The 22,806-nt window shown below is 63.6% G+C and carries 24 protein-coding genes and 1 pseudogene; 10 read left to right on the forward strand and 15 right to left on the reverse strand.

What is annotated here, in order from left to right; translation table 11 throughout:
* The first annotated feature begins 404 nt into the window (after positions 1-404).
* Positions 405-1,811, forward strand: coding sequence for a 3-isopropylmalate dehydratase large subunit (gene leuC, locus ACVIIW_RS08455; RefSeq protein WP_456700321.1), 1,407 nt, complete (start codon positions 405-407; stop codon positions 1,809-1,811).
* 85 nt (positions 1,812-1,896) lie between these two features.
* On the opposite strand, the gene ACVIIW_RS08460 is transcribed toward leuC, so the two are convergent.
* From ACVIIW_RS08460 to ACVIIW_RS08470, 3 genes are all read right to left on the reverse strand, one after another.
* Positions 1,897-2,451, reverse strand: a complete 555-nt coding sequence (locus ACVIIW_RS08460; RefSeq protein WP_456700322.1) for a hypothetical protein — start codon at positions 2,449-2,451, stop codon at positions 1,897-1,899.
* Positions 2,452-2,584: 133 nt separating this feature from the next.
* On the reverse strand, positions 2,585-2,848 hold the full coding sequence (locus ACVIIW_RS08465) for a hypothetical protein (protein WP_456705114.1): 264 nt from the start codon (positions 2,846-2,848) through the stop codon (positions 2,585-2,587).
* Between the two features lie 26 nt (positions 2,849-2,874).
* On the reverse strand, positions 2,875-3,156 hold the full coding sequence (locus ACVIIW_RS08470) for a hypothetical protein (RefSeq protein ID WP_456705115.1): 282 nt from the start codon (positions 3,154-3,156) through the stop codon (positions 2,875-2,877).
* A gap of 155 nt (positions 3,157-3,311) precedes the next feature.
* On the opposite strand from ACVIIW_RS08470, the gene ACVIIW_RS08475 reads away from it, so the two are divergent.
* The 3 genes from ACVIIW_RS08475 to ACVIIW_RS08485 all read left to right on the forward strand — a co-directional run bounded on the left by ACVIIW_RS08475 (position 3,312) and on the right by ACVIIW_RS08485 (position 5,350).
* Positions 3,312-3,707 carry a metallopeptidase family protein gene (locus tag ACVIIW_RS08475; protein WP_456700323.1) on the forward strand — a complete coding sequence of 132 codons (396 nt, stop codon included), beginning with the start codon at positions 3,312-3,314 and terminating at the stop codon, positions 3,705-3,707.
* 171 nt (positions 3,708-3,878) lie between these two features.
* The gene (leuD, locus tag ACVIIW_RS08480) at positions 3,879-4,484 is read left to right on the forward strand and encodes a 3-isopropylmalate dehydratase small subunit (protein WP_456700324.1); all 606 of its coding nucleotides are present in this window, start codon (positions 3,879-3,881) and stop codon (positions 4,482-4,484) included.
* Positions 4,485-4,564: 80 nt separating this feature from the next.
* Positions 4,565-5,350 (forward strand): hypothetical protein, encoded by a 786-nt coding sequence (locus ACVIIW_RS08485; protein ID WP_456700325.1) that lies wholly within the window; start codon positions 4,565-4,567, stop codon positions 5,348-5,350.
* A gap of 30 nt (positions 5,351-5,380) precedes the next feature.
* On the opposite strand, the gene ACVIIW_RS08490 is transcribed toward ACVIIW_RS08485, so the two are convergent.
* The 3 genes and pseudogenes from ACVIIW_RS08490 to ACVIIW_RS08500 form a co-directional block, all read right to left on the reverse strand.
* Complete coding sequence (locus ACVIIW_RS08490; protein ID WP_456700326.1) at positions 5,381-7,093, reverse strand: caspase family protein; 1,713 nt, start codon at positions 7,091-7,093, stop codon at positions 5,381-5,383.
* Positions 7,094-7,196: 103 nt separating this feature from the next.
* Positions 7,197-7,949 (reverse strand): hypothetical protein, encoded by a 753-nt coding sequence (locus tag ACVIIW_RS08495; RefSeq protein WP_092233896.1) that lies wholly within the window; start codon positions 7,947-7,949, stop codon positions 7,197-7,199.
* 251 nt (positions 7,950-8,200) lie between these two features.
* A pseudogene (locus ACVIIW_RS08500) lies at positions 8,201-8,377 on the reverse strand (CoA ester lyase); the annotation flags it as partial.
* A gap of 194 nt (positions 8,378-8,571) precedes the next feature.
* Between ACVIIW_RS08500 and ACVIIW_RS08505 the strand changes: the two are divergent.
* Entirely contained in the window at positions 8,572-9,420 is an 849-nt protein-coding gene (locus ACVIIW_RS08505; protein WP_456700327.1) for a Crp/Fnr family transcriptional regulator, read from the forward strand.
* Positions 9,421-9,424: 4 nt separating this feature from the next.
* Here the strand turns inward: ACVIIW_RS08505 and ACVIIW_RS08510 are convergent, their stop codons facing one another.
* Positions 9,425-10,306 (reverse strand): HpcH/HpaI aldolase/citrate lyase family protein, encoded by an 882-nt coding sequence (locus ACVIIW_RS08510; protein ID WP_456700328.1) that lies wholly within the window; start codon positions 10,304-10,306, stop codon positions 9,425-9,427.
* Positions 10,307-10,417: 111 nt separating this feature from the next.
* On the opposite strand from ACVIIW_RS08510, the gene ACVIIW_RS08515 reads away from it, so the two are divergent.
* On the forward strand, positions 10,418-11,062 hold the full coding sequence (locus ACVIIW_RS08515; protein ID WP_456700329.1) for a carbonic anhydrase: 645 nt from the start codon (positions 10,418-10,420) through the stop codon (positions 11,060-11,062).
* A 21-nt stretch (positions 11,063-11,083) separates the two neighbouring features.
* Here the strand turns inward: ACVIIW_RS08515 and ACVIIW_RS08520 are convergent, their stop codons facing one another.
* Together ACVIIW_RS08520 and ACVIIW_RS08525 are read right to left on the reverse strand one after the other, a co-directional pair.
* Positions 11,084-12,037: an IS481 family transposase gene (locus ACVIIW_RS08520; RefSeq protein WP_456699844.1), complete on the reverse strand. Its 954-nt coding sequence runs from the start codon at positions 12,035-12,037 to the stop codon at positions 11,084-11,086.
* A gap of 169 nt (positions 12,038-12,206) precedes the next feature.
* Entirely contained in the window at positions 12,207-13,241 is a 1,035-nt protein-coding gene (locus ACVIIW_RS08525) for an aspartate-semialdehyde dehydrogenase (RefSeq protein ID WP_092233880.1), read from the reverse strand.
* Positions 13,242-13,357: 116 nt separating this feature from the next.
* On the opposite strand from ACVIIW_RS08525, the gene ACVIIW_RS08530 reads away from it, so the two are divergent.
* Both ACVIIW_RS08530 and ACVIIW_RS08535 read left to right on the forward strand, forming a co-directional pair.
* Complete coding sequence (locus ACVIIW_RS08530) at positions 13,358-14,146, forward strand: hypothetical protein (RefSeq protein WP_456700330.1); 789 nt, start codon at positions 13,358-13,360, stop codon at positions 14,144-14,146.
* Between the two features lie 147 nt (positions 14,147-14,293).
* Positions 14,294-14,680 (forward strand): hypothetical protein, encoded by a 387-nt coding sequence (locus tag ACVIIW_RS08535; protein WP_456700331.1) that lies wholly within the window; start codon positions 14,294-14,296, stop codon positions 14,678-14,680.
* A gap of 71 nt (positions 14,681-14,751) precedes the next feature.
* Here ACVIIW_RS08535 and ACVIIW_RS08540 read toward each other — a convergent pair whose 3' ends face one another.
* Both ACVIIW_RS08540 and leuB read right to left on the reverse strand, forming a co-directional pair.
* Positions 14,752-15,387: a DapH/DapD/GlmU-related protein gene (locus tag ACVIIW_RS08540; protein WP_456700332.1), complete on the reverse strand. Its 636-nt coding sequence runs from the start codon at positions 15,385-15,387 to the stop codon at positions 14,752-14,754.
* A 27-nt stretch (positions 15,388-15,414) separates the two neighbouring features.
* Positions 15,415-16,527, reverse strand: a complete 1,113-nt coding sequence (leuB, locus tag ACVIIW_RS08545) for a 3-isopropylmalate dehydrogenase (RefSeq protein WP_456700333.1) — start codon at positions 16,525-16,527, stop codon at positions 15,415-15,417.
* Between the two features lie 132 nt (positions 16,528-16,659).
* Here leuB and ACVIIW_RS08550 point away from each other — a divergent pair, with 132 nt between their 5' ends.
* Positions 16,660-17,862 (forward strand): YbfB/YjiJ family MFS transporter, encoded by a 1,203-nt coding sequence (locus tag ACVIIW_RS08550; RefSeq protein WP_456700334.1) that lies wholly within the window; start codon positions 16,660-16,662, stop codon positions 17,860-17,862.
* A gap of 19 nt (positions 17,863-17,881) precedes the next feature.
* On the opposite strand, the gene ACVIIW_RS08555 is transcribed toward ACVIIW_RS08550, so the two are convergent.
* The 4 genes from ACVIIW_RS08555 to ACVIIW_RS08570 form a co-directional block, all read right to left on the reverse strand.
* Positions 17,882-18,664, reverse strand: a complete 783-nt coding sequence (locus ACVIIW_RS08555; RefSeq protein ID WP_456700335.1) for a molybdopterin-dependent oxidoreductase — start codon at positions 18,662-18,664, stop codon at positions 17,882-17,884.
* 12 nt (positions 18,665-18,676) lie between these two features.
* Entirely contained in the window at positions 18,677-19,306 is a 630-nt protein-coding gene (locus ACVIIW_RS08560; protein WP_456700336.1) for a cytochrome b/b6 domain-containing protein, read from the reverse strand.
* A gap of 173 nt (positions 19,307-19,479) precedes the next feature.
* Positions 19,480-20,034 (reverse strand): fasciclin domain-containing protein, encoded by a 555-nt coding sequence (locus ACVIIW_RS08565; RefSeq protein WP_456700337.1) that lies wholly within the window; start codon positions 20,032-20,034, stop codon positions 19,480-19,482.
* A 333-nt stretch (positions 20,035-20,367) separates the two neighbouring features.
* Positions 20,368-21,129, reverse strand: a complete 762-nt coding sequence (locus ACVIIW_RS08570) for an SDR family oxidoreductase (protein WP_456700338.1) — start codon at positions 21,127-21,129, stop codon at positions 20,368-20,370.
* Between the two features lie 94 nt (positions 21,130-21,223).
* On the opposite strand from ACVIIW_RS08570, the gene ACVIIW_RS08575 reads away from it, so the two are divergent.
* On the forward strand, positions 21,224-22,753 hold the full coding sequence (locus ACVIIW_RS08575; protein WP_456700339.1) for a malonate--CoA ligase: 1,530 nt from the start codon (positions 21,224-21,226) through the stop codon (positions 22,751-22,753).
* Positions 22,754-22,806: the final 53 nt, after the last annotated feature.

Raw genomic sequence — 22,806 nt, forward strand, 5'->3', positions numbered from 1 at the left:
AAGGTTTCGAAAAGCGCGGGCTCGGTCCCGCGCTTTTTGTTTGGCCCGAAGCCCTCCCCGACCTCGTCATTTGCGAGCGCAGCGAAGCAATCCAGACCGTCTCCGCAGACGCATTTCTGGATTGCTTCGCTGCGCTCGCAATGACGAGTTAGAGGCTCTCGCGCTTTAACTCCCGCGTGCTATATAGCCTCTAGAATGTTTCCAGATCTGACCAGCTTCGTGAGCCCCCGGCGCATCGTCATCGACGATCGCTCGCGGCTGCCTGGCCGGTTCTTCGGACGCTTCGCGACCTCGGCAACGTCAGAGCTTACGCGCGCAGCCTAAAAGCTGCGCTGACGATTTTGTTGCCCCGCGCGGCCTGCCGCGCTCATCGCCTTACACACATTCCTTCGGAGCTTAAGCTCATGTCCAAGCCGACCACCCTGTACGACAAGATCTGGAACGACCATCTGGTGCACGAAGCCGAGGATGGCACCTGCCTGCTCTATATCGACCGTCACCTGGTGCATGAGGTGACCTCGCCGCAGGCGTTCGAAGGCCTGCGCGCCACCGGCCGCAAGGTCCGCGCGCCGGAGAAGACGCTGGCGGTCGTCGACCACAACGTGCCGACCACCGATCGCACCAAGCCGAACCCCGATCCTGAAAGCATCGAGCAGATCAAGGCGCTGGCCGAGAACGCCAGGGAATTCGGCATCGAATATTACAACGAGTTCGACAAGCGCCAGGGCGTCGTCCACGTCATCGGCCCGGAGCAGGGCTTCACCCTGCCCGGCACCACCATCGTCTGCGGTGACAGCCATACCTCGACGCATGGCGCCTTCGGCGCGCTCGCGCACGGCATCGGCACATCGGAGGTCGAGCACGTTCTGGCGACGCAGACCCTGATCCAGAAGAAGGCGAAGAACATGCGTGTCACCGTCGACGGCAAATTGCCTGACGGCGTGACGGGCAAGGACATCATCCTGGCTATCATTGGCGAGATCGGCACTGCCGGCGGCACCGGCTACGTGCTGGAATACGCCGGCGACGCGATCAGCGCGCTCAGCATGGAAGGCCGCATGACGGTGTGCAACATGTCGATCGAAGGCGGCGCGCGCGCCGGTCTCGTTGCGCCCGACCAGAAGGCCTACGACTTCCTGCGCGGCCGGCCGAAGGCGCCGAAGGGCGCGGACTGGGATGCGGCGATGCGCTACTGGGAGAAACTGCGCTCCGACGACGGCGCGCATTTCGACAACGAGCTGCGCCTCGACGCAGCCAAGCTGCCGCCGATCGTGACCTGGGGCACTTCGCCTGAGGACGTCATCTCCGTGACCGGCTTCGTGCCCGATCCCGATGAGATCGCGGATGAGGCCAAGCGTCTCTCCAAGCATCGCGCGCTGAAATATATGGGCCTGACGGCGGGCACGAAGATCACCGACATCAAGGTCGACCGCATCTTCATCGGCTCCTGCACCAATGGCCGCATCGAGGATCTGCGCGCGGCGGCGAAGATCGCTGAAGGCAAGACGGTCTCGGCCCATGTCAACGCCATGGTCGTGCCGGGTTCCGGCATCGTGAAGGAGCAGGCCGAAGCTGAAGGCCTGGACAAGATCTTCATCAAGGCCGGCTTCGAATGGCGCGAGCCCGGTTGCTCGATGTGCCTCGCGATGAACCCGGACAAGCTGGCTCCGGAAGAGCGTTGCGCCTCGACGTCGAACCGCAACTTCGAGGGCCGCCAGGGCTTCAAGGGCCGCACGCATCTGGTGTCGCCGGCAATGGCGGCGGCAGCGGCGATCGCGGGTCATTTCGTCGACGTCAGGGATTGGCGCTGAGCCAGTAGCTCCGCTTCGCTCGAAAACGCATTGGGCCAGACGAACAAAGGGCGCCGTTGAGGCGCCCTTTCCATGTCGATCGCACTTACCAATAGCGGTACGGATAGTGCCAGCGATGCCAATGATGCCAGTGGCAGATGCGGCGCGGACCGTAATAGGTCCAGATGATCCGGCAACGGCGCGGATGGTAATAGTAAGGATAGTAGCCGCCGTAATAAAAGCGCCGGTGGAAGTGGCGATAGCCGTAATATGGACGATAATAGCCGCCGCCCCAATGGCGGTGGTAGCCGCCGTAATGGATGCCGCCATAGCGCATGCCGCCGCCATGGAAAGCCGGCGCAGCGCGGAACCCGCCACCGTGGAAGCCGCCACCGTGGAAGCCACCGAAGTGACCTCCACCACCGTGGAAGCCGCCGCCATGTCCACCGCCGCCATGTCCACCACCACCGTGTCCACCGCCAAAGCGGACCTGCGTGATCACGTCGTGGCTTGAGGTCTTCGCTGCTGGTAGCGCGGTCGGATTGATCGGCGTCATCGCTTCAGCGCGGCGGGCAGTCCCGGCCGACAGCATCAGGGCAGCGACGGCCGCAAACCCAAGCAAGCGCAACGGGCGTGCCCCGGGACGCAACATCCTCAGCATGGAATGTCTCCCTCAATGTGGACAGCAGCGTCGCGGCGCCACGTCTCGCGCCGTTGCCGTTCATTGCAGTCGCTTCCGGGATCAAACTAGGAACGGCGACGTGAATGCGCCATGAACGAACAAATCGGGCGCCTCACCAGAACGGCCCGTAGCCGAACACGAATGGCGCGGGCACGCCGTAAGGATAGGGACGGTAATAGACGGGACGCGCATAATAATGCGGATCAGGACGCGGTGTGTACCGCGTCACCTCGTCGTATCGCCGATGTCGTCGCGCATCGAATATTGCGCGCCCGGCGGAAGCATCCGGCAGCTTCGTCACTCTCTGCGTCGCGGACGCCTGAGACAGACCTGCGGCGAACGCGAGGACGAGGGCGAGAGCAATCCATTTCGCCATGACGACCTCGGCCCTCGACATTCAGATCAGCCGCGGCGCCAGTAGCAACTCATATGCGGCGTGATCACGGTGCCGCTTGGCCGGTGCTCCTGCACATAGGCGACGCTGCACTCGCGGACCGCATCCGGGCCCGGATCGTAGCGCGGATAGACGCCATCAGGGCTGTAATAGGGTGTCACGCGCAGGCGCGTCTGGGGCCGCTTGCGCGGTGGCGGAACATCGTCGGGTGAGGCAGCCTGGGCCATGCGAACCCCGCTGCCGGCCGTTTGCGCCTGGGCCGCAACGCCAAGCAACGAAAACAACCCCATGCACAGTAGCGTCAGCGCTGTTTTTGCTCGCATTTTACCGCCCACCTGGACCACCCCGGACTGGGCCCCACGCTCCCCGTTTTGGCGGCGCCCGTCAACCTCGCAGCGTTATAAAGCCGGATGCATCGCAGCGAAACCCACGCTAAGACAAGCCCATGTGGACGGACCTGAAAGCGCCCTCGCTGGCCGAAATGGAAACGACCGCGCACGAGATTTTCGAGCGCCTGCCGGCGGAATTTCGCAGGCTGTGCGAAGGCCTGATCATCCGCGTCGACGACTTCCCCACCGAGGAGGTTCTGGACGAGATGGACTGCGAGAGCGAGTTCGACCTGCTCGGCCTGTTCCAGGGCGTCGGCCTGCCCCAGCAGAGCCTTGGCGACGTGGCGCGGCTGCCCAACATGGTCTGGCTCTACCGCCGGCCGATCCTGGATTACTGGGCCGAGCACGACGAAAGCCTCGGCCACGTCGTCCGTCACGTCCTGATTCACGAGATCGGCCACCATTTTGGTCTTTCGGACGACGATATGGCGGCGATCGAGGCGCAGGACTGACGGCGGCGCCGCACAGACAGAACGTGTGCTCCCTCCCCCGCTTGCGGGAGAGGAAGCTCCACCATGGCTTAAATCCGGCAAAGCAGACTAGCCCTGCCGAATTCGGCCTAGGATTCAGCCCCTGATCGCGATAAATACGCGGTCCCTAACCACCCCTCGGGAAGCCCAACCATGGACAAGTTCACCACGCTGGAAGGCGTCGCGGCGCCGCTGAAGATCATCAATGTCGACACCGACATGATCATTCCGAAGCAGTACCTCAAGACCATCAAGCGCACCGGGCTTGGCAAGGGGCTCTTCTCCGAGCAGCGCTACAAGGACGACGGCAGCGAGAATCCGGATTTCGTCCTCAACCAGCCCGCCTATCGCAATGCGAAGGTGCTGGTGGCCGGCGACAATTTCGGCTGCGGCTCAAGCCGCGAGCACGCGCCCTGGGCGCTGCTCGACTTCGGCATCCGCTGCGTGATCTCGACCTCGTTCGGCGACATCTTTTACAACAACTGCTTCAAGAACGGCATTCTGCCGATCCGCGTCTCCCAGGAAGACCTCGACAAGCTGTTCGACGACGCCGAGCGTGGCGCCAACGCGACGCTGACGATCGACCTGCCGAACCAGGAGATCCGCGGCCCCGATGGCGGCAAGGTCAAGTTCGAGATCGACCCGTTCCGCAAGCACTGCCTGATCAACGGTCTCGACGACATCGGTCTGACGATGGAGAAGAAGTCCTCGATCGACACCTATGAAGCGAAGCTCAAGCGCGAACGCGCCTGGGCCTGAACTCGCGTTTCATGCGAAGCCCCGGTGCGTGACGCGCGCCGGGGCTTTTTCTTTGCCTTGGATATCGTATAGCTGCCCACATGCTGCCTGAAATCGTCACCTTCTGGCACGGCCCGATGGACGCGCTGCGCCAGACCTGCCTGCGCTCGCAGCTGGCTGCCGGCCACAGGGTCACCGTCTACAGCTTCGACACCATTCCGGGCCTGCCTGCGGGCATCGAGAACGCGGATGCCGAAGCGATCCTGCCGCATGCCTTCTCCGAGCGGCTGCGGCCGCCGCAGCCGGACGGAAGCTGGCGCGACTGGACCACGCTGCAGTTCAGCGATTTCTTCCGCATGAAGCTGATGGCGAAGGGCCTCGGGCTCTGGCTCGATGCCGACGTTCTGCTGCTCAAGCCCGTCGAGATCGATCCGGCAAAGCCTTACTTCGCCTGGGAGCGTTCCCGCCGACTCGGCAACTCCGTTCTCTATCTCCCGCAAGGACATCAGATCGTCCGCGCCTACGAAGGGTTGATGGAGCAGGAGGAGTTGACGCCGGAATGGCTGTCACTGAGCCATCGCCTGAGCTTTGCGATACGGCGATTGAGCGGCGGCTCGCAGCGCCTGTCCGACCTGCGCATTGCCATCTTCGGGCCGCCGGCCTTGACCATCCTTGCACGCCGCTCCGGCGATCTCTCGCGCGCATTGCCGAAGCAATCGTTCTACGCGGTGCATTCCGAACCAAAGCTGTTCTTCGAACCATCAAGCTATCTCGGCATCGTCACCGATCCCAACGTGATCGGCCTGCACATCTCGGGCAAAGGCCGCAGCTTGCAGCCACCCGTGCCGGGCAGCCTGTATGCCTGGGCGACGGAGCGGTTTGCGTAGCTCTGCTCGTCGGACGGTGCTCGGCCGCGGCTAGAGCGCACCATTTCGCGCGCAGGCGTCGCGCTGGGCGAATCCCTTCACGAGCTTCCGGCAGGCGCGATAGCGCTCTTCCATCGTCGCACCGCTGGCACTCGCCGGCGCACTCGATCCGGCGTTGCTTTCCTTCTTGACCGCGTGAGGCTGGGAGCCTCTCTCATGTTTCGCTGTCGGCTCCGCGTCCTTGGGCGCCGACACGAGCTGCCAGATCGGACGAAGCTCCATGTTCGCTGTTTCAGACGGCTTCTCATCATTGAAGGAAGAGAGAGCAAGGACGTTCTTCTCCAGCCTGACCGTAACCGGCGTCCCGCTGATCGAAAACTTGTTGTCGGTGACATACTCCGCGAACGCTCGGTAGCCCGCCTGGTCTTTCGTCCACGATCCCTTGACCGGCGGTCCCCAGAGATAATATCCCTTTGCCAGTCCCGTGTCGGAGACGTCAGTGACGATCAGCATGGCATAGCGTCCCTTGCCATTCGACCACCCGCGCTCGTTGGACCACACACCGACAAGCCCGGATGCGGATGTGAGCGGGACGTCCGGGCTGGACGCGAAGGTGAAGGTCGGCAAAACCAGTCGCTGAGCTGCTGCAACGGCCGCTACTTTTTGGCGATCCTCGGGCGTAAACAGATTTCGATCCGCGGCCTTGGTCTGCTGACGCCCGCCCGTATCCGATGTCGCAGAGATCGTCGGAGCCGATATCGCCGCCACTTCAATCGCCTTGAGATCCTTGATCCGCTGTCGTGCTTCCGCGACATGATTGCTACGGGGATACCTCGCCAGAAAGTCCTCATAGAGACCAGCGACATTCGACGTCTGGATCGCCAGCCAGAACTGCTCGTCTTCCGCTGGCGTTGCGGTCGCGGGCATGGGAGTCGACGCGGCCGGCGCCTGGGTGCTCGCGGCGGGCGCTTTCAGATAGATCTCTTCCTTCGACAGGGAACCATACACGAAAGGCTGCTGTTCGCGCTGGGTCGCCGCCATGACGTCATCCCGAACCCGCCGAAACAGAAACGATATCTCGAGGCCCGGTGTTTCGATGTGACGAAGAAGCGATGCCGTAAACGGGCTATTCCGGCCATCGCCATCGCTTGCCGTGGTCCCGTCCCGGGCGGCATACGCAATCAGAACGTTGTCGGTCGGTTCGGTCGGCGCGAGTCCACGAGCCACGGCCCGGGTGCTTATCGAGCGCTTCATTTTTGCGGCGAAGGGGTTGTTGCGGCACGCGTCGAGTATCACGAGGCCCAACTTCCGTGCCTTCGAAACCTGAAGGCTCACAGAACGCAGGCTGACGGCCTCGCCCTCGATGTCGGTATCGCTGCGCAACTCCGCGCTGACGGGTATCAACCAGTTCTCGCCGGCAACTTCCATGCCGTGGCCGGCGTAAAACACGACAGCGAGGTCGGCTCCCTCGGCAGACCGGCCGAACGCGACGACGGCCTTTCTCATGTCTTGTGCGTTCGCGTTCTTGATCTGCGTGACCTTGAAATCAAGCTGCTCCAGCGCGCGACCGATGTCCGCCGCATCACGGGTCGGGTTCGGCAATTCGGGCACTTTCTCGTAAGCGCTGTTGCCGATAACAAGCGCGACCCGAACCTGCTGGGCGAGCGCCGGCTGGACGAACCAGAATGAGGTGAGAAGAAAGAACGCCGCTTGAAAGACACGCATCAAATGCTGACCCGGATCAATATCGGCCGAGGGTAGCATCCAATTTAACCACCGCAACGGGAAAAGCAGCGGCCGCGGCACGCCATGGTCCGCGCACATTGCCGAGATGCGCTGCGCCGAAGCAGCGCCCTCAATGCTGGGATCAGAAGCCGACGCTCTCGTTCACATAGAACGTGTTGAGAATGGTCACCCTGTCACGATCGGTCTGGATCGGCGGCCGGCCGTGCCAGCTCATCCTGGTCAGGGTGTGATACGCCTTCAGCACCACGAAGGCGTATCCGACATTGGGCAGGAACGGGATCGTCTTCACGGGCTCGAGGCAATAGGAGCCGACGTGAAGCAATCCCTTGAGAGACGCCTGATACAGCGTCGTTCCCAACGCTTCCTGGCTGTCGTCACCAGGGCAATAGAGCTGCATCGTGACGACCTTCTTGCGCGTGTCCGGATGCGGCTTGATCTGGTAGCCGTCCCTGTCGACATAGACGACCGGCTTTGCGACCAGCGTCAGATCCTCGGCTCGGGCGACCTTGTCGCCGCGGGCGCGAATCTCGAGCCCGTCATGCAGCCGGTTCCGTATCGCCTGCTCGACGCTCTTCGACGTCAGCATCGCCGACACGGCAGCCCAGGCGGGGCGCAGTGACGGCTCGATCTTGTCGACGTTTTCTCCGTAAAGGCGCAACGCCATACGGGTCCCCGTCCCGGTGATCGGATCGTAGCCCTGGGTGGGTACGCTCCGGATCAGGTCCCGGTAGAAATCCGCTGGAAAGAAATCGCGGAACACGATGTGGGGGAATGGAGACGCGGAATGGTCGGCGTTCTCGATGCTGCGCACTGCATGCGCCGTGAGCTCGTCAACCAGGTTGGCAGGAGCAGCGATTTCCGCAAGCGCCGTCATGAGAACACCTCACACAAGGTTGGGCCTGATATGTCCAACTGTTCTGGAATTACCTTGCGACCCACGCCTTGCGCAAGTCAACGGCAGCAAACGCGGCGGATATTCGCGCGGACGTGATCCAAAAGCATCGCAGCGCCGCAGTATCTGGCGAATCAATGGATTAGCGGCCTTTCCAGCCGCCAACCGACCACGTTCCGTTCACATCCGGCCTGGCGGAGCAGGCCAGGCATTAGCCTTCCCCAGCACAGCGATCACCACCGCTTTATCGTGCGGCGGGCCATGTCGGCGTGGAGGCGCTCCACCATCGCGCCTCGATACCGATCGCGCCGCGCGAGACGCTTTCCGGCAACGCGATCGCCGCGACGATTTTGCGCTCGCGCGACCTCTTCCTCAGGTGGCGTGAAGATCGCGTTCTGCGAGGGACGGACTCATCAATCCCTGCTTGGATGGGCGGGGATGGTCGATCATTCGTGAGCACCGTCACCGAGCGGCGCGATCGTGAATAGTATGACAAATGCGATATCTTGCCTGCAGCGCGACGACCGCAATTGTCCGTACTTGATCTCGACCGATGGCTCTGTTTGGATGATTGCCGTTCGGCAATTCGTATCTCCGGATCATCATGGTGAATGAAATCGATGGCTTCCGTCGTTCATCGGCTGCCCGTTCACAAGAGAGCATCGTGACCGCCCACCGCGCTGGCACAGGGAATCGGCTACTGGCGGCGTTGCCGCCGGCGGATCTCGGCCTGCTCACACCCTACTTCCAGAAGGTCTCGTTCGAACCCGATGCCGTCCTGGTACGGTCGGACGATGAGCTCGACTCCGTTTGTTTTCCTCATAGCGGCGCAATCGCTTTCATGCTCGATATGCCGGACGGGCAAACGGTCGCAACCACCTTGATGGGACGGGAAGGCGCCTTGGCCTCGTTCTCCGTGCTCGGCCTGTCGTTTTCATCCGTGACTGCAATTGCTCGCGTGGCCGGCAGAGCGTCCCTGATTCCCGCCGCCAGGTTTCGGGCCGCCTTTGCGCAAAGCGCCGCCATCAGGAATGTCGTGCAGGTCCACGCTCGCTCCGTGCTGTTACAGCTCCAGCACGTCGCCGCTTGCAACGCGCTGCACCGGGTGGATGGCCGCATGGCGCGGTGGCTGCTGCAGCTTCACGACCGCGTTCCCGATGACCGGCTTCCAGTGACGCAGGAGGCGCTGGCGCAAATGGTTGGGGTGCGACGGACGACAGTGACGCTGACGATGAGCAAGCTGCGCGAGGCCGGCGCAGTCCCGTCCGACGGCCGCGGGTTTGTAGAGATCGATCGGACGCGGCTCGAGAAGGTCGCATGCGATTGTTATTCGCTCATGCAGCGCAAAATCGATCGGATGTATTGCGAGGAATTGGCGGCACCGCCGCCTGCTCTTTGCGAACAGACGGCTTCCGCTTGGCGCGGAAGAGCGGATGTCGCTTTCCCTCGTTGACGCCTCAGCCCTTGCCCATCGCGGCGATCGCGTTCGCGATCTCGATCGTGCGCCTGGCCATATCCGCGTGCAGGCGCTCCACCATCGCACCGTCGAGGCGGATGGCGCCGCGCGAGACGTTTTCGGGTAGCTCAAATGCCGCGATGATCTTTCGGGCGCGCGCGACTTCCTCTTCGGGCGGCGTGAAGATCACGTTGCAAGCCTCGATCTGGGAGGGATGGATCAGCGTCTTGCCGTCGAAGCCGAGGTCGCGGCCCTGCGCGCATTCGGTGGCAAAGCCGTCGGGGTTGGCGATGTCGCTGTAGGGGCCGTCGAGGATTTCGAGGCCGGCGGCGCGCGTCGCCAGGATGCAATGCGTGATCATCGGGATCATCGCGGCGCGGCCGGGCAGCATCTTGATCCGCGTCTCGCGCGAGATGTCGTTCGGTCCGAACACGAAACCGGCGAGGCGGCTCGCTGGATCGCGACCGGCCTGCGCCAGTTCCTCGGCATGCAACACGGCGCGCGCGGTCTCGATCATGGCCCAGACCTTCACCGTCGGCGCGGCGCCGAGCCCGGCGAGGTCGCGGCCGATGGTCTGGAGATCCTCGATGCTTGAAACTTTTGGAACCAGGATGCCGTCGGGCGAGGCCTTGGCGGCCATCGCGACGTCGTCGGCCCACCATTGCGTGTCGAGCCCGTTGGTCCGGATCAGGATCTCGCGCTTGCCGAACCCTTTTGCGGCGATCGCGGCGGCGATGCCGTCGCGCGCGGCGGCCTTGGCATCGGGAGCAACGGAATCCTCGAGGTCCAGGATCAGGCCGTCGGCAGCGAGATTCCGCGCCTTTTCCAGCGCCCGCGGGTTGGAGCCGGGCATGAACAGATGGCTGCGGCGCGGGCGGGTCATGCTGGCGGTCCTTCCGGTTTCCTCGTCTCTATTCCACCCTCAGCCGATAGCACCTGGCCTGCCTATTCGAAAGGCTTGTTCGTCGCCCGGCTCTATGGTTAGGCATAGGCCATGATCACATTCCCGAAGTCCTTGCTGGAAGGCTACAACGCCTTCGCCACCCAGCGGCTGCCGGCCGAGCAGAACCGCTACCGCGAGCTGTCGGTGAAGGGGCAGTCGCCTGAGGTGATGGTGATCGGCTGTTGCGACAGCCGCGTCTCGCCCGAGGTGATCTTCGACGTCGGACCGGGCGAGCTGTTCGTCGTCCGCAACATCGCCAATCTGGTGCCGACCTACCAGCCTGACGAGAACGCGCACGGCGTCTCGGCGGCGCTGGAATATGCGGTGACCGTGCTGAAGGTGAAGCACATCGTGGTGCTCGGACACGCACAGTGCGGGGGCATCCGCGCCTTCGTCGACAAGATCGAGCCGCTCACGCCCGGCGACTTCATCGGCAAATGGATGCAGATGTTCATCAAGCCCGGCGAAGTCGTCGAGCAGCGCGAGCACGAGACCATGGCGCAATTCGTCGAGCGCATCGAGAAGGCCGCGGTGTTCCGCAGCCTCGAAAACCTCATGACGTTCCCGTTCGTGAGCAAGGCCGTCGAAAGCGGCCAGATGCAGCTGCACGGCGCATATTTCGGCGTCGCGAAGGGAACGCTGTTCGTGCTGGACAAGGCGACCAAGGAATTCAAGAGCGCGCGCAGCGTAGTGTAGGCTCGGCTCTTGTGGGGTGGGTTAGCTGTGGAATCTCAACAGGTCGTCCTCCGGGATGGCGAGGCGGCTGATCGGTGGTTTGGCGTGCAGGCTGCCGTGCGAGCGGTGCCAGTTATAGTGATGAAGCCAGATTGGCAGATCGTTGGCTCGCTGGTCTGAGGTTTCGTAGGCGCGAGCATAGGCCCACTCGCGTAGCGCCGTTTGGATGAACCGCTCGGCCTTGCCGTTTGTTTGCGGCCTGTAGGGCCGGGTGAAGATGTGTTTGAGGCCGAGCCTTTTACAGGCCTTGGCAAACGCTTTGGCACGATAGCAAGAGCCGTTGTCGGTCATGATGCCCGTGACCTTTATGCCGAGTCCCTGGAAGTACGAGACGACGTTGTTGAGGAAGGCGATGGCGCTCTCCTTCTTCTCGTCGGGTCGGATCTGAGAGAAGGCCACGCGCGATGCATCGTCGATCGCGACGTGGACGAACTCGTGACCCGCGCCGCGGCTTTCACCCTTCTGGCGATCGTGCGTGATGCGGTGGCCAGGCCTGACGAACCTCCCGAGCTTCTTGATATCGATATGGATGAGCTCGCCGGGATGCTCGCGCTCATAGCGCCGCACCGGCTCGGCCGGCTCCAGATCGCGCATCCGGCTCAATCCCAAGCGACGAAGGATGCGGCTGACAGTGGCCCGTGACACCTTGACCTCGGCTGCAATCTGCTTGCCGGTGTGACGCTCCCGGCGCAACCTCTCGACGACGGCACGCGTGGCAGGCGGGATTTGGCTTGGCGATGAAAGGGGTCTGGAGGAGCGATCGCGCATCCCCTCCGCACCTTCTGCGCGGAACCGCTTGACCCATTTGGCGACGGTCTTCGGCGTCGTGTTGAACTGATAGGCCGCGTCGGCCTGGTTCAGCCCACCTTCCACCACGCTTCGGGCCATCGCCTCTCGACCTTTGGGCGTCAAAGGCGCATTCTTGTGGACGTTCATCTGGTCTCTCCCTGGAACACTGAAGCTTCGCAACCTCAGCTTCCTCGGTTCAGACCAGATGGACAACCTCCTGAGACACCAAAGTTAGCCGAAGGCGTAACCCACCTCTTTAGTGTCCTCGGTTGGCGGAAGTGGTGGGTTACGCTTCGCTAACCCACCCTACGCTTTCTTACGCCGCCTTCTTCTTCGCGCTGATCAGCTTGCGGTTGATCAGGACTTCCGCGATCTGGATCGCGTTGAGGGCTGCACCCTTGCGCAGATTGTCGGACACGCACCACAGCACGAGACCGTTCTCCACCGTCGCGTCCTCGCGGATGCGGCTGATATAGGTCGCGTCCTCACCGGCCGCTTCATACGGCGTGGCGTAGCCGCCGGGCTCCTGCTTGTCGATGACGAGGCAGCCGGGCGCCTTGCGCAGGATCTCGCGGGCTTCGTCGGCGCTGATCGGATTCTCGAACTCGATATTGACCGCCTCGGAATGACCGACGAAGACGGGCACGCGCACGCAGGTGGCAGACAGCTTGATCTTGGGATCAAGAATCTTCTTGGTCTCCGCCATCATCTTCCACTCTTCCTTGGTGTAGCCGTCCTCCATGAAGACGTCGATGTGGGGGATGACGTTGAAGGCGATGCGCTTGGAGAACTTCTTCGCGATCAGCTCGTCATTGGTGTAGACGGCCTTGGTCTGCGAGAACAATTCGTCCATGCCGTCCTTGCCGGCCCCCGACACCGATTGATAGGTCGAGACCACGACGCGCTTGATGTTGGCTTTCTCGTGCAGCGGCTTCAGCGCGACCACGAGCTGGGCGGTCGAGCAGTTCGGGTTGGCGATGATGTTCTTCTTCTTGAAGCCTTCGGTCGCGTCGGCATTCACCTCCGGCACGATCAGCGGCACGTCCGGATCCATGCGCCAGGCCGAGGAATTGTCGATCACGACCGCGCCGGCGGCGCCGATCTTCGGCGACCATTCCTTCGACACCTCGCCGCCCGCCGACATCAGGCAGATGTCGACGTCGGAGAAGTCGAAATGCTCGAGCGCCTTGACCTTCAAAGTGCGATCGCCATAGGAGACCTCGACGCCCGTGCTGCGGCGTGACGCCAGCGCCACGACCTCGTCCGCGGGGAATTTGCGCTCATCCAGAATGTTGAGCATTTCCCGTCCGACATTGCCGGTCGCGCCGACGACTGCGACTTTGTAACCCATCGTTCACTCTCCGATGAAAAAGCCCGTTCCTGAAGCTGACGCTTAAACAGGAAGAGCAGCGCTTCTATGCGAGAACCGGCCTCAAGACAACGTTGGACCATGCCTGTAGGCCGTGGATGCAATCGCCTGAGGCCAGCACGGCCGTAAGCCCCACCCAGTACCATCTGGCGCTGGCCAATTTCGCCGACGAGGTTGTCGGCACGCTGGCGCGCCTGCTCGCCTATGTGGGGACGCTGGCGCTGTTTGCCATCCTCGCGCTCGCCGGGCTCGGCCAGTTGCCCGACCTGCGTGACGATCAGCCCACGGCGAAGCCCGGCTGGGCCGAGGCGTCCCGGTCGCATCCGGCCTTCGCCCTCAGTCGCCTCGATTCATCAGAGAAAACAGCCTCTTACACGATTCTCAGACATCCCGAAGGGGGCCGGCGCGACGTGATGCGCTGGGCCGGCGATGCCGACAGACCCTTGGCCGAGCTCGAAATCTACCGGGAAGGCAACGAATTCGACGTGACGCAGCCGGCGACATCAGGCCTCGCCGTCCAGATGGGCCTGGATGCGACGACCACGCTCGAGCAGGCCGGCCTGATCGACACCAAGTTCGGCCCCGTCGCCCTGTTCAAGCCGACGGGTACCGCGGACGGGACGCCGTCCTGCCTCGGCTACCTCAAGCGCAACGAGGAGCCGGCGCTGCAGATCTCCGGCTTCACCTGCCAGGGCGATACCATGCCGGCCCGCCGCGCAGCCGTCGCCTGCACCCTGAACCGGCTGACGCTGCTCACCTCGGGTAACGAGCCGAAGCTCGCCGAATTGTTCGCCCATGCGGAGCTGAAGCGCCGCTCCTGCGACGGCACAGGCTCGGCGGACTGGCTGCTGGGCGCTGCGAACGCGCAATTGCGCGGTCCGCTTTGACCCTCAAGTCGCTGGTATCCATGCAACTTTTGCCGATACGCCCGATTATTCCGGCGCGGTGTGACTGAATTGACCTAGTTGCATCCGCCCCGACCGGGCTAGTATGGGGTGAAATCGACTGGCGGCGCGCCGCCTGAAGGGGACGTGATGAGCTCGAATATCTTTGCGGCGAACAAACTGGCGACCTGGCTTGCGGCGGGCGCCGTCATGGCCGTGAGCTTTGCTGCGCCGGCGTCGGCCGACACCAAGACCAAGCCGCGCTATGACGAGCGTGGCCGGCACTATTACGGTCCCGCGGGCCCCAACGCGGTGTACCAGCAGGGCCGAACCCGTATTTATGTGAGCAAGCGCTCCTGGCTCGACGGCGGCACCGAGGTCAATCCGGGCGACCGCAAGTTCAGCGATTACGCCTTCCCGCCGGCCGTGGGTTATCCGTCCTTTGCCCGCGAGAACAACAACCGCCCGATTGATCGCCAGCCGCTGTCGACCCCGGCCGATGTCGGCGGCTATCCGCAGAATTTCCCGCTGTACTGAGCTGGTGTCACGACCGAATCAAAGGGCCGGGCTCATGCCCGGCCTTTTTGTGTTTGGCAGCTGCGTCCGCTTTACGAATTAGCCGCCGGGTCGTAGCGCCGGCAAAACTCTTCGATCGCCTCGGAACGGAAATCCGCAAGGCGCGCGAAGATGAGATCATCGCGCCAATCCCACCAGGCGATGCGGCGCAGGCTTTCCGCGACAGAATCATCGAAGCGCCTGCGGATGAGGCGCGCGGGGACGCCGCCGACAATGGCGTAGGGCGCGACGTCACGGCTGACGACCGCGCCCGCGCCGATGACCGCGCCGTCGCCGACCGTGACGCCCGGCAGCAGGATCGCGCCATGGCCGATCCAGACATCATGGCCGACGATGACGCGGTCGCCGCGGCGATCGGCGAAGAAGTCGCGGTCGCGGCTCGCGCTCGCCTCGTAATATTCGGGGACATAGGTGAAGCGATGCTGCGACGGACGGCCCATCGGATGATTGGGCGCGCCGATCCGCACCGAATTGGCGATGGCGGTGAACTTGCCGATGACAGCGTCGGCGACATCGCAGTTTTCGCCGAGATAGGAGTAGTCGCCGAGCGAGGCATATTCGATGCGCGTATGGCTGAGAATCTCGCAGCGCCGCCCGATGTGCGCCTCGCGCTGGCGCACCGTCTCATGGATGATGGTTTCCGCGATCTTGGGGCGGGGTGAGTCCATGAGACGGTTTCCAGGAAGACCGTAGCCTTACGCGTGCAGCTTCTGCAATTCCTTCAGGATCGCTTCGCCCATCTGCGTGGTCGAGGCGGCCGTGGTGCCTTCCGACTTGATGTCGGCGGTGCGCAGGCCACTGGCGAGCACCGCAGCGATCGCGGCATCCACCTTGTCGGCAAGATCGCCCATGTCGAAGGAATAGCGCAGCGCCATGCCGAAGGACGAGATCATCGCGATCGGATTGGCGAGGCCCTTGCCGGCAATGTCGGGCGCCGAACCGTGCACGGGCTCGTACAGCGCCTTGCGCTTCTTGCTCTTCACGTCGACCTCGCCGAGCGAGGCCGAGGGCAGCATGCCGAGCGAGCCCGTCAGCATGGCCGCGATGTCGGACAGCATGTCACCGAAGAGATTGTCGGTGACGATGACGTCGAACTGCTTCGGCCACTTCACCAGCATCATGCCGCCGGAGTCGGCCAGCTGGTGCTCGAGCGTGACATCGGCATATTCGCGCTTGTGAAGCGCGGTCATGACCTCGTTCCAGAGCACGCCCGACTTCATGACGTTGCGCTTCTCCATCGACGTCACCTTGTTCTTGCGCTTCCTGGCAAGCTCGAAGGCGACGCGGCCGATGCGCTCGATCTCATAGGTGTCGTAGACCTGGGTATCGACGGCGCGCTTCTGGCCGTTGCCGAGATCGGTGATGGTCTTGGGCTCGCCGAAATAGACGCCGCCGGTGAGCTCGCGCACGATGACGATGTCGAGGCCCTCGATCGCCTCGCGCTTCAGGCTCGAGGCATCGGCCAGCGCCGGATAGCACATGGCCGGGCGGAGGTTGGCGAACAAAGCGAGATCCTTGCGCAGCCGCAGCAGGCCGGCTTCCGGGCGCACCTCGTAGGGCACGGCATCCCATTTGGGGCCACCGACCGCGCCGAAGATGACGGCATCGGCGGCCAGCGCCTTGGCCATGTCGCCTTCGGAGATCGACACCTTGTGGGCGTCATAGGCCGAACCGCCGACCAGGCCGGTATCGGTCTCGAACTTGGCGATCCCGGCCGAATTGAGCCAATCGATCAGCCGCCTCACCTCGCCCATCACCTCGGGGCCGATACCGTCGCCGGGGAGCAGCAGCAGTTTGTGGGTCGCCATATCAGTTTCCTCTGAGATCGAATTCGGCCGGAGTGCTAGAGCGGCGTTGCGCGCTTGGCAAGACACCATTGCCGCCGCGCGGCTGTGCAAGGAGGGCAGGGCCTGCCACACTGGGCGACGCCGGAGTATCCTTTGCTCGCCCCTGATCGACCCCCGCCCGTCGCGCACCCCGCGCGGCTGATCCTGACCCTGTCGCTGGCCGCAACCGTCGGGCTCGGCATCGGCCGTTTTGCCTATGCGCTGGTGCTGCCTGACATGCGGGAGGATCTCGGCTGGTCCTACTCCGCAGCCGGCTTCATGAACACCATCAACGCCGTCGGCTACCTCGTCGGTGCGCTCCTGGCGTCCCGGCTGATCGAGCGCGTCGGCTGGTCGGCGGCGATCCGATTGGGAACATTGGCCTGCGTCGCCGCGCTCGCCACCTGTGCGCTGACGGGGAATTTCGTCGCGCTGAGCCTCGCCCGTCTCGTGCTGGGCCTCGGCGCGGCGGCCGGCTTCGTCGCCGGCGGCGCGCTGGCCGCCGCAATCGCGCAGTCGCGCCCCGAACGCGCCAATTTCCTGCTGAGCCTGTTTTATGCCGGACCGGGCATCGGCATCCTTTCCTCCGGGCTCATCGCGCCGTTCACGCTGCAGCATTTCGGCCCGGGCTCGTGGTGGATCGTGTGGTGGGCGATGACGCTGCTGTCGGCCGCGATGACCGTGCCGCTGTTCCTGGTCCGGATCGAGAGCGGCGCGCGCTTTTCGGAAGGGGGCCAGGCCGCCTTCGCCGTGCTTCCCGTGCTGATTTATCTGGCCGCCTATTTCCTGTTCGGCGCCGGCTACATCGCCTACATGACCTTCATGATCGCCTATGTCCGCGACGGCGGCGGCGGTGCGCAGGCACAAGCCGCATTCTGGGGCCTGATCGGCATGAGCGCCTTCGTGACGCCCTGGGCCTGGCGCCGCGTGCTCGCGCTCGACCGCGGCGGCCTCGCCACCGCGATCATCCTCGGCACCAACGCCATCGGCGCCGGCCTGCCGATGCTCGGCCATTCGACAGGCTGGCTCGCGGTCTCGGCGGTGGTGTTCGGCGTCGCCTTCTTCGCCGTGGTCGGCTCGACCACCGCCTTCGTGCGCTTCAACTATCCGCCGCAGATGTGGCCGACCGCGATCGCGGCCATGACGATCGCGTTCGGTGTCGGGCAGACGCTGGGGCCGATCGTGGTCGGCGCGATCACGGATGCGCTGGGAAACCTGAGCTACGCGCTCAATGTGTCGGCGGCGCTGCTGGCGCTGGGGGCGGTGCTGGCGTTGTGCCAGCGGAAGGTGGGGCCGAAGGCGGCGAATGGGAAATAGCGACTCCCTACTCGCCGTATCAACTCCCGCTATACGAATTATACCCCTGGTCTTCCCAATACCCGCCCTTGTAGTCGTTGGTGACTTCCATCGAGATCACGTATTTCGGGTTCTTGAAGCCGAGTTTCGTGGGTACGCGGATCTTCATCGGGAAGCCGTAGGCGCGCGGCAGAATCTCGTTCGCATATTTGAACGTCATCTGCGTCTGCGGATGCAGCGCGGTGCGCATGTCCAAAGGTGAATTGTAGCCGTCCTTGTCGGCGCACTGGAACCAGACATATTTCGCCCGGGCGTCGGCGCCGACGAGCTTGAGGAAATCGCGCAACGGCGTGCCGGTCCAGCTGCCGATCGCGCTCCAGCCTTCGACACAGATGTGACGGGTGATTTGCGTGACCTGCGGCAGCTTGTAGAGCTCCTGAAGCGTCCACGATTTCTTGACGTCGACGAGGCCGCGCACCTCGAGCTTCCAGTCGTCGCCATCGACGTCGGGCGCGTCATCGAGATCGTAATAGGCGTTGAACGGGAACGGCTTCGTGATCGCGCTCTCGGGAAATGTCGGCGCCAGCGCATCGGGGTTGAAGATGAAATCCTGCACGGCGTCGTTGAATTTCGAGATCCTGGTCAGCAAGGCATCGGCCGAGGACGAATCGACCACGTCACAGCCGGTGAGCAGCGTCAGCGCCCCTAAGCTGGCGCCGCCCGCGATGAAGCGGCGGCGGGTGAGATCAGGCATCACCTTGAGGGAGTCCTTGATCAGCAGCCGCTTGTCGACGCCGGGGATCAGGAATGAAGGTTTGGCCATGTCTCTCTCTCCTCAGCCACCGATGATCATCGCGCGCAAGCTCTTCGGCACCAACAGCGCGAGCAACACATGAACGACGAGGAAGGCGCAGATCGCGGCCATGCAGAAGAAATGCACGTAACGCGCGGTCGGATAATCGCCGAACAATGTCACCAGCCAATGCAACTGCACCGGTTTCCACATCGACAGGCCCGACAGCACGATCAGCACGCCGACAACGATGATGCCGGCATAGAGCGTCCGCTGCACGTAATTGTAGACGCTGAGATCGTCATGGCCGAGCTTGAAGGTCAGGGCCGCCCTGACGTCGCCAAGCACGCCCGAGGGCGTGATCGGCAGCAGCTTCTTGGCGAAGCGGCCGGATGCGAAACCCGTGACGAGATACGCGAGGCCGTTGATCATCAACAGCCACATCGCCGCAAAATGCCAAAGCAGGGCGCCGCCGAGCCAGCCACCCAGCGTGTACTCGCGCGGAAAGCTGAAACCGAACAGCGGCGAGGCATTGTAGATCTGCCAGCCGGAGAGGATCATCAGGATCATGGCAAATGCATTGGTCCAGTGCATGACCCGGACCCAGACCGGCTGGATCACCTTGGCCTTGGCGGCGCTGACCTGCTCGTCGGTCACTGTGAGGCTCGACATGATGGTTCCGTCCTGAACATCGTCTGCTACCGAATATACGCCGATGCTTCCGCTTTCGTTACGCCGGCCGGCCAACCGAATCGCCGGGCATTCCGGTCACAATAAAGCGAGCCGGGTCTCCCCGGCTCGCTGTTTCGCCGCATCCTCCGGGGATGAAACAGAGGTATCCGGTGTTACGTCGCCGGCATCAGCACGGTATCGACCACATGGATCACGCCGTTCGACTGGTTGACGTTGGAGATCGTCACCATCGAGGTGCCGCCCTTGGCGTCGACGATCCAGACCTTGCCGTCCTGCTTCTTGACGGTGAGTTCCTCGCCCTCGGCCGTCTTCAGCTTCTTGCCGTCGGTGAGGTCGGAGGCCTCCAGCTTGCCGGGCACGACATGATAGGTGAGGATCTTGGTCAGGGTCGCCTTGTTCTCGGGCTTGACCAGGGTGTCGACGGTGCCGGCCGGCAGCTTGCCGAAGGCGGCGTTGGTCGGCGCGAACACCGTGAACGGGCCCTTGCCTTCGAGCGTCGGCACCAGGCCGGCCGCTTTCACGGCCGCCACCAGCGTGGTGTGGTCCTTCGAATTGACGGCGTTCTGGACGATGTTCTTCGAGGGGAACATCGCGGCGCCGCCGACCATGACGGTCTTTTCCTCGGCCCGGGCGGGCGCGATGACAGCAGCGGTGACGGCCAGCGCGCTGAAGGCAGCGGCGGCGAGATAGGCAATGCGCTTCGACATGGAGACACTCCCGATTGAATGGTGACCGGCAATGGCCGGCGCTTGAGTTGGGGCAACAACGGTGGCTGCGACCTGCTGTGAGCGGGAAGAAGCCGCGCCGTCGTTGGCCGAACTACGGGAGGTTTGCGATGCGGTTTCGAACAAAAATTCTTTGTGATGCGTGAAACTGTGCGGCGGCGTGTCCGTATGGTGGATCCACCGTCATTGCGAGGAGCTCGCGACAAGATTGCACAGCAATTTTGCGCAGATGCGACGAAGCAATCCAGACCGTCTCCGCACAGTTCTGGATTGCTTCGCTTCGCTCGCAACGACGAACTCGGCTGCGACCCTGGCTCAATCCCTGTTGTTCGGCGTCTGAATAAACCCGCGATTATGCGTCGGGCTGATCAGGAGCTCGTTGATGCAGACGCGCGGCGGCATGCTGGCGATGAATGCGATGGTGCGACCGAGGTCCTCGGATTGCAGCATCTTCGCCTGCTCCTCCTCGCTCGGCACCACCGGCCGCAGCTTCAGGATCGGCGTGGCGACCTCGCCCGGCATCAGGCAGCAGGCGCGCAGACCGTTGACGCATTCGTCCATGTTGAAGGAATGGGTCAGCGCCAGCACCGCGTGCTTGGTGGTGGTGTAGGCCGGGCCCGGCATCTTCGAGACGTGGCGGCCGGCCCAGGACGAGACGTTGATGATCGAGCCGTCCTGCTGCTTGCGCATCGTCGGCAGCACCGCGCGCATGCAATAGAGCACGCCGTTGAGATTGACCTGGACGAGCTTGTCCCAGCCCTCCAGTTCCATGTCCTCCCAGCTGCGCCTGGGCACGTTGATGCCGGCATTGTTCACAAGCAGATCGATCCGGCCATGCTTCGCGACGATGTGATCGGCCGCCTCCTGGGCCGCGGCCGCATCGGACACATCCAGCGCCAGCGCCTCGGCCACTCCGCCCGCCCCGGCGATCTTCGCGACCACCGCATCCAGGGCTGACTGCCGGCGGCCGGACACCACCACCGTCCAGCCGTCGGCCGCGAGCGCCGCGGCGCCGGCCTCCCCGATCCCGCTGCCGCCGCCCGTAACCCAGGCCACGCGTTTCCCTGATCTGGTCATGCAAACTGTCTCCGTTGCTTCATTGGGGCGGTTTTTGCTAATCCAGCCCTCGGTTTTGACCGGCCTTGTTGCCTTGCGGTCGAGGAAATCTTGCATGAACCAAGCAGCCAACGCCAACCTGTTTTCCCGCCTGTTCGACGGCCTGGACGACCCCAAACGCCTCGCCATCGAGACGCAGGACGGCGCCCATATCAGCTATGGCGATCTGATCGCGCGGGCCGGCCAGATGGCGAATGTGCTGGTCGCGCGCGGCGTGAAGCCCGGCGATCGCGTCGCGGTGCAGGTGGAAAAATCCGTGGCGAACATCGTGCTCTATCTCGCCACGATCAGGGCCGGCGCGGTCTATCTGCCGCTGAACACGGCCTATACGCTGAACGAGCTCGACTACTTCATCGGCGATGCCGAACCGTCGCTGGTGGTCTGCGATCCCGCCAAGGCCGAGGGCCTCGCTCCGATCGCCGCCAAGGTGAAGGCCAAGGTCGAGACGCTCGGGGCCGACGGCAAGGGTTCGCTGACGGAAGCAGCCGACAAGGCGAGCAGCGAATTTGCGACCGTCTCGCGCGCCAACGACGATCTCGCCGCGATCCTCTACACCTCAGGCACCACCGGCCGCTCCAAGGGCGCGATGCTGACGCATGATAACCTCGCGTCGAACTCGCTCTCGCTGGTCGGCTACTGGCGCTTCACCGACGAGGACGTGCTGATCCACGCGCTGCCGATCTACCATACCCACGGCCTGTTCGTGGCGACCAACGTGACGCTGTTTTCGCGCGCGTCGATGATCTTCCTGCCGAAGCTCGATCCGGACCTGATCATCAAATTGATGGCGCGCGCCACTGTGCTGATGGGCGTCCCGACCTTCTACACGCGACTGCTTCAGAACCCTGCGCTGTCGCGCGAAACCACGAAGCACATGCGCCTGTTCATCTCCGGCTCGGCGCCGCTGCTGGCCGAGACCCATCGCGAATGGTCGGCGCGCACCGGCCACGCCGTGCTCGAGCGCTACGGCATGACCGAGACCAACATGAACACGTCGAACCCCTATGACGGCGAGCGCGTGCCCGGCGCGGTCGGCTTCCCGCTGCCCGGCGTCTCGTTGCGCGTCACCGAGCCCGAGACCGGCAAGGAATTGCCGCGGGAGGAGATCGGCATGATCGAGGTGAAGGGCCCGAACGTGTTCAAGGGCTATTGGCGCATGCCCGAGAAGACCAAATCGGAATTCCGGCCCGACGGCTTCTTCATCACCGGCGACCTCGGCAAGATCGACGACAAGGGCTATGTCCACATTTTGGGTCGCGGCAAGGATCTGGTGATATCAGGCGGATTCAACGTGTATCCGAAGGAGATCGAGAGCGAGATCGACGCCATGCCCGGCGTGGTCGAATCCGCCGTGATCGGCGTGCCCCATGCCGACTTCGGTGAAGGCGTCACGGCCGTGCTGGTCTGCAACAAGGGCGCCGACGTGACGGAGGCCGCCGTGCTGCAGGCACTCGACGGCCGGCTCGCAAAATTCAAGATGCCCAAGCGCGTCTTCGTCGTCGACGAGCTGCCGCGCAACACCATGGGCAAGGTGCAGAAGAACATTCTGCGCGATAAGTACAAGGATATTTACGCGAACAAGTGAGGGCGGAGCATGCAATCCCGTAGGGTGGGTCAGCCGAAGGCGTAACCCACCGC

The organism is Bradyrhizobium sp. USDA 4449, assembly GCF_054056275.1.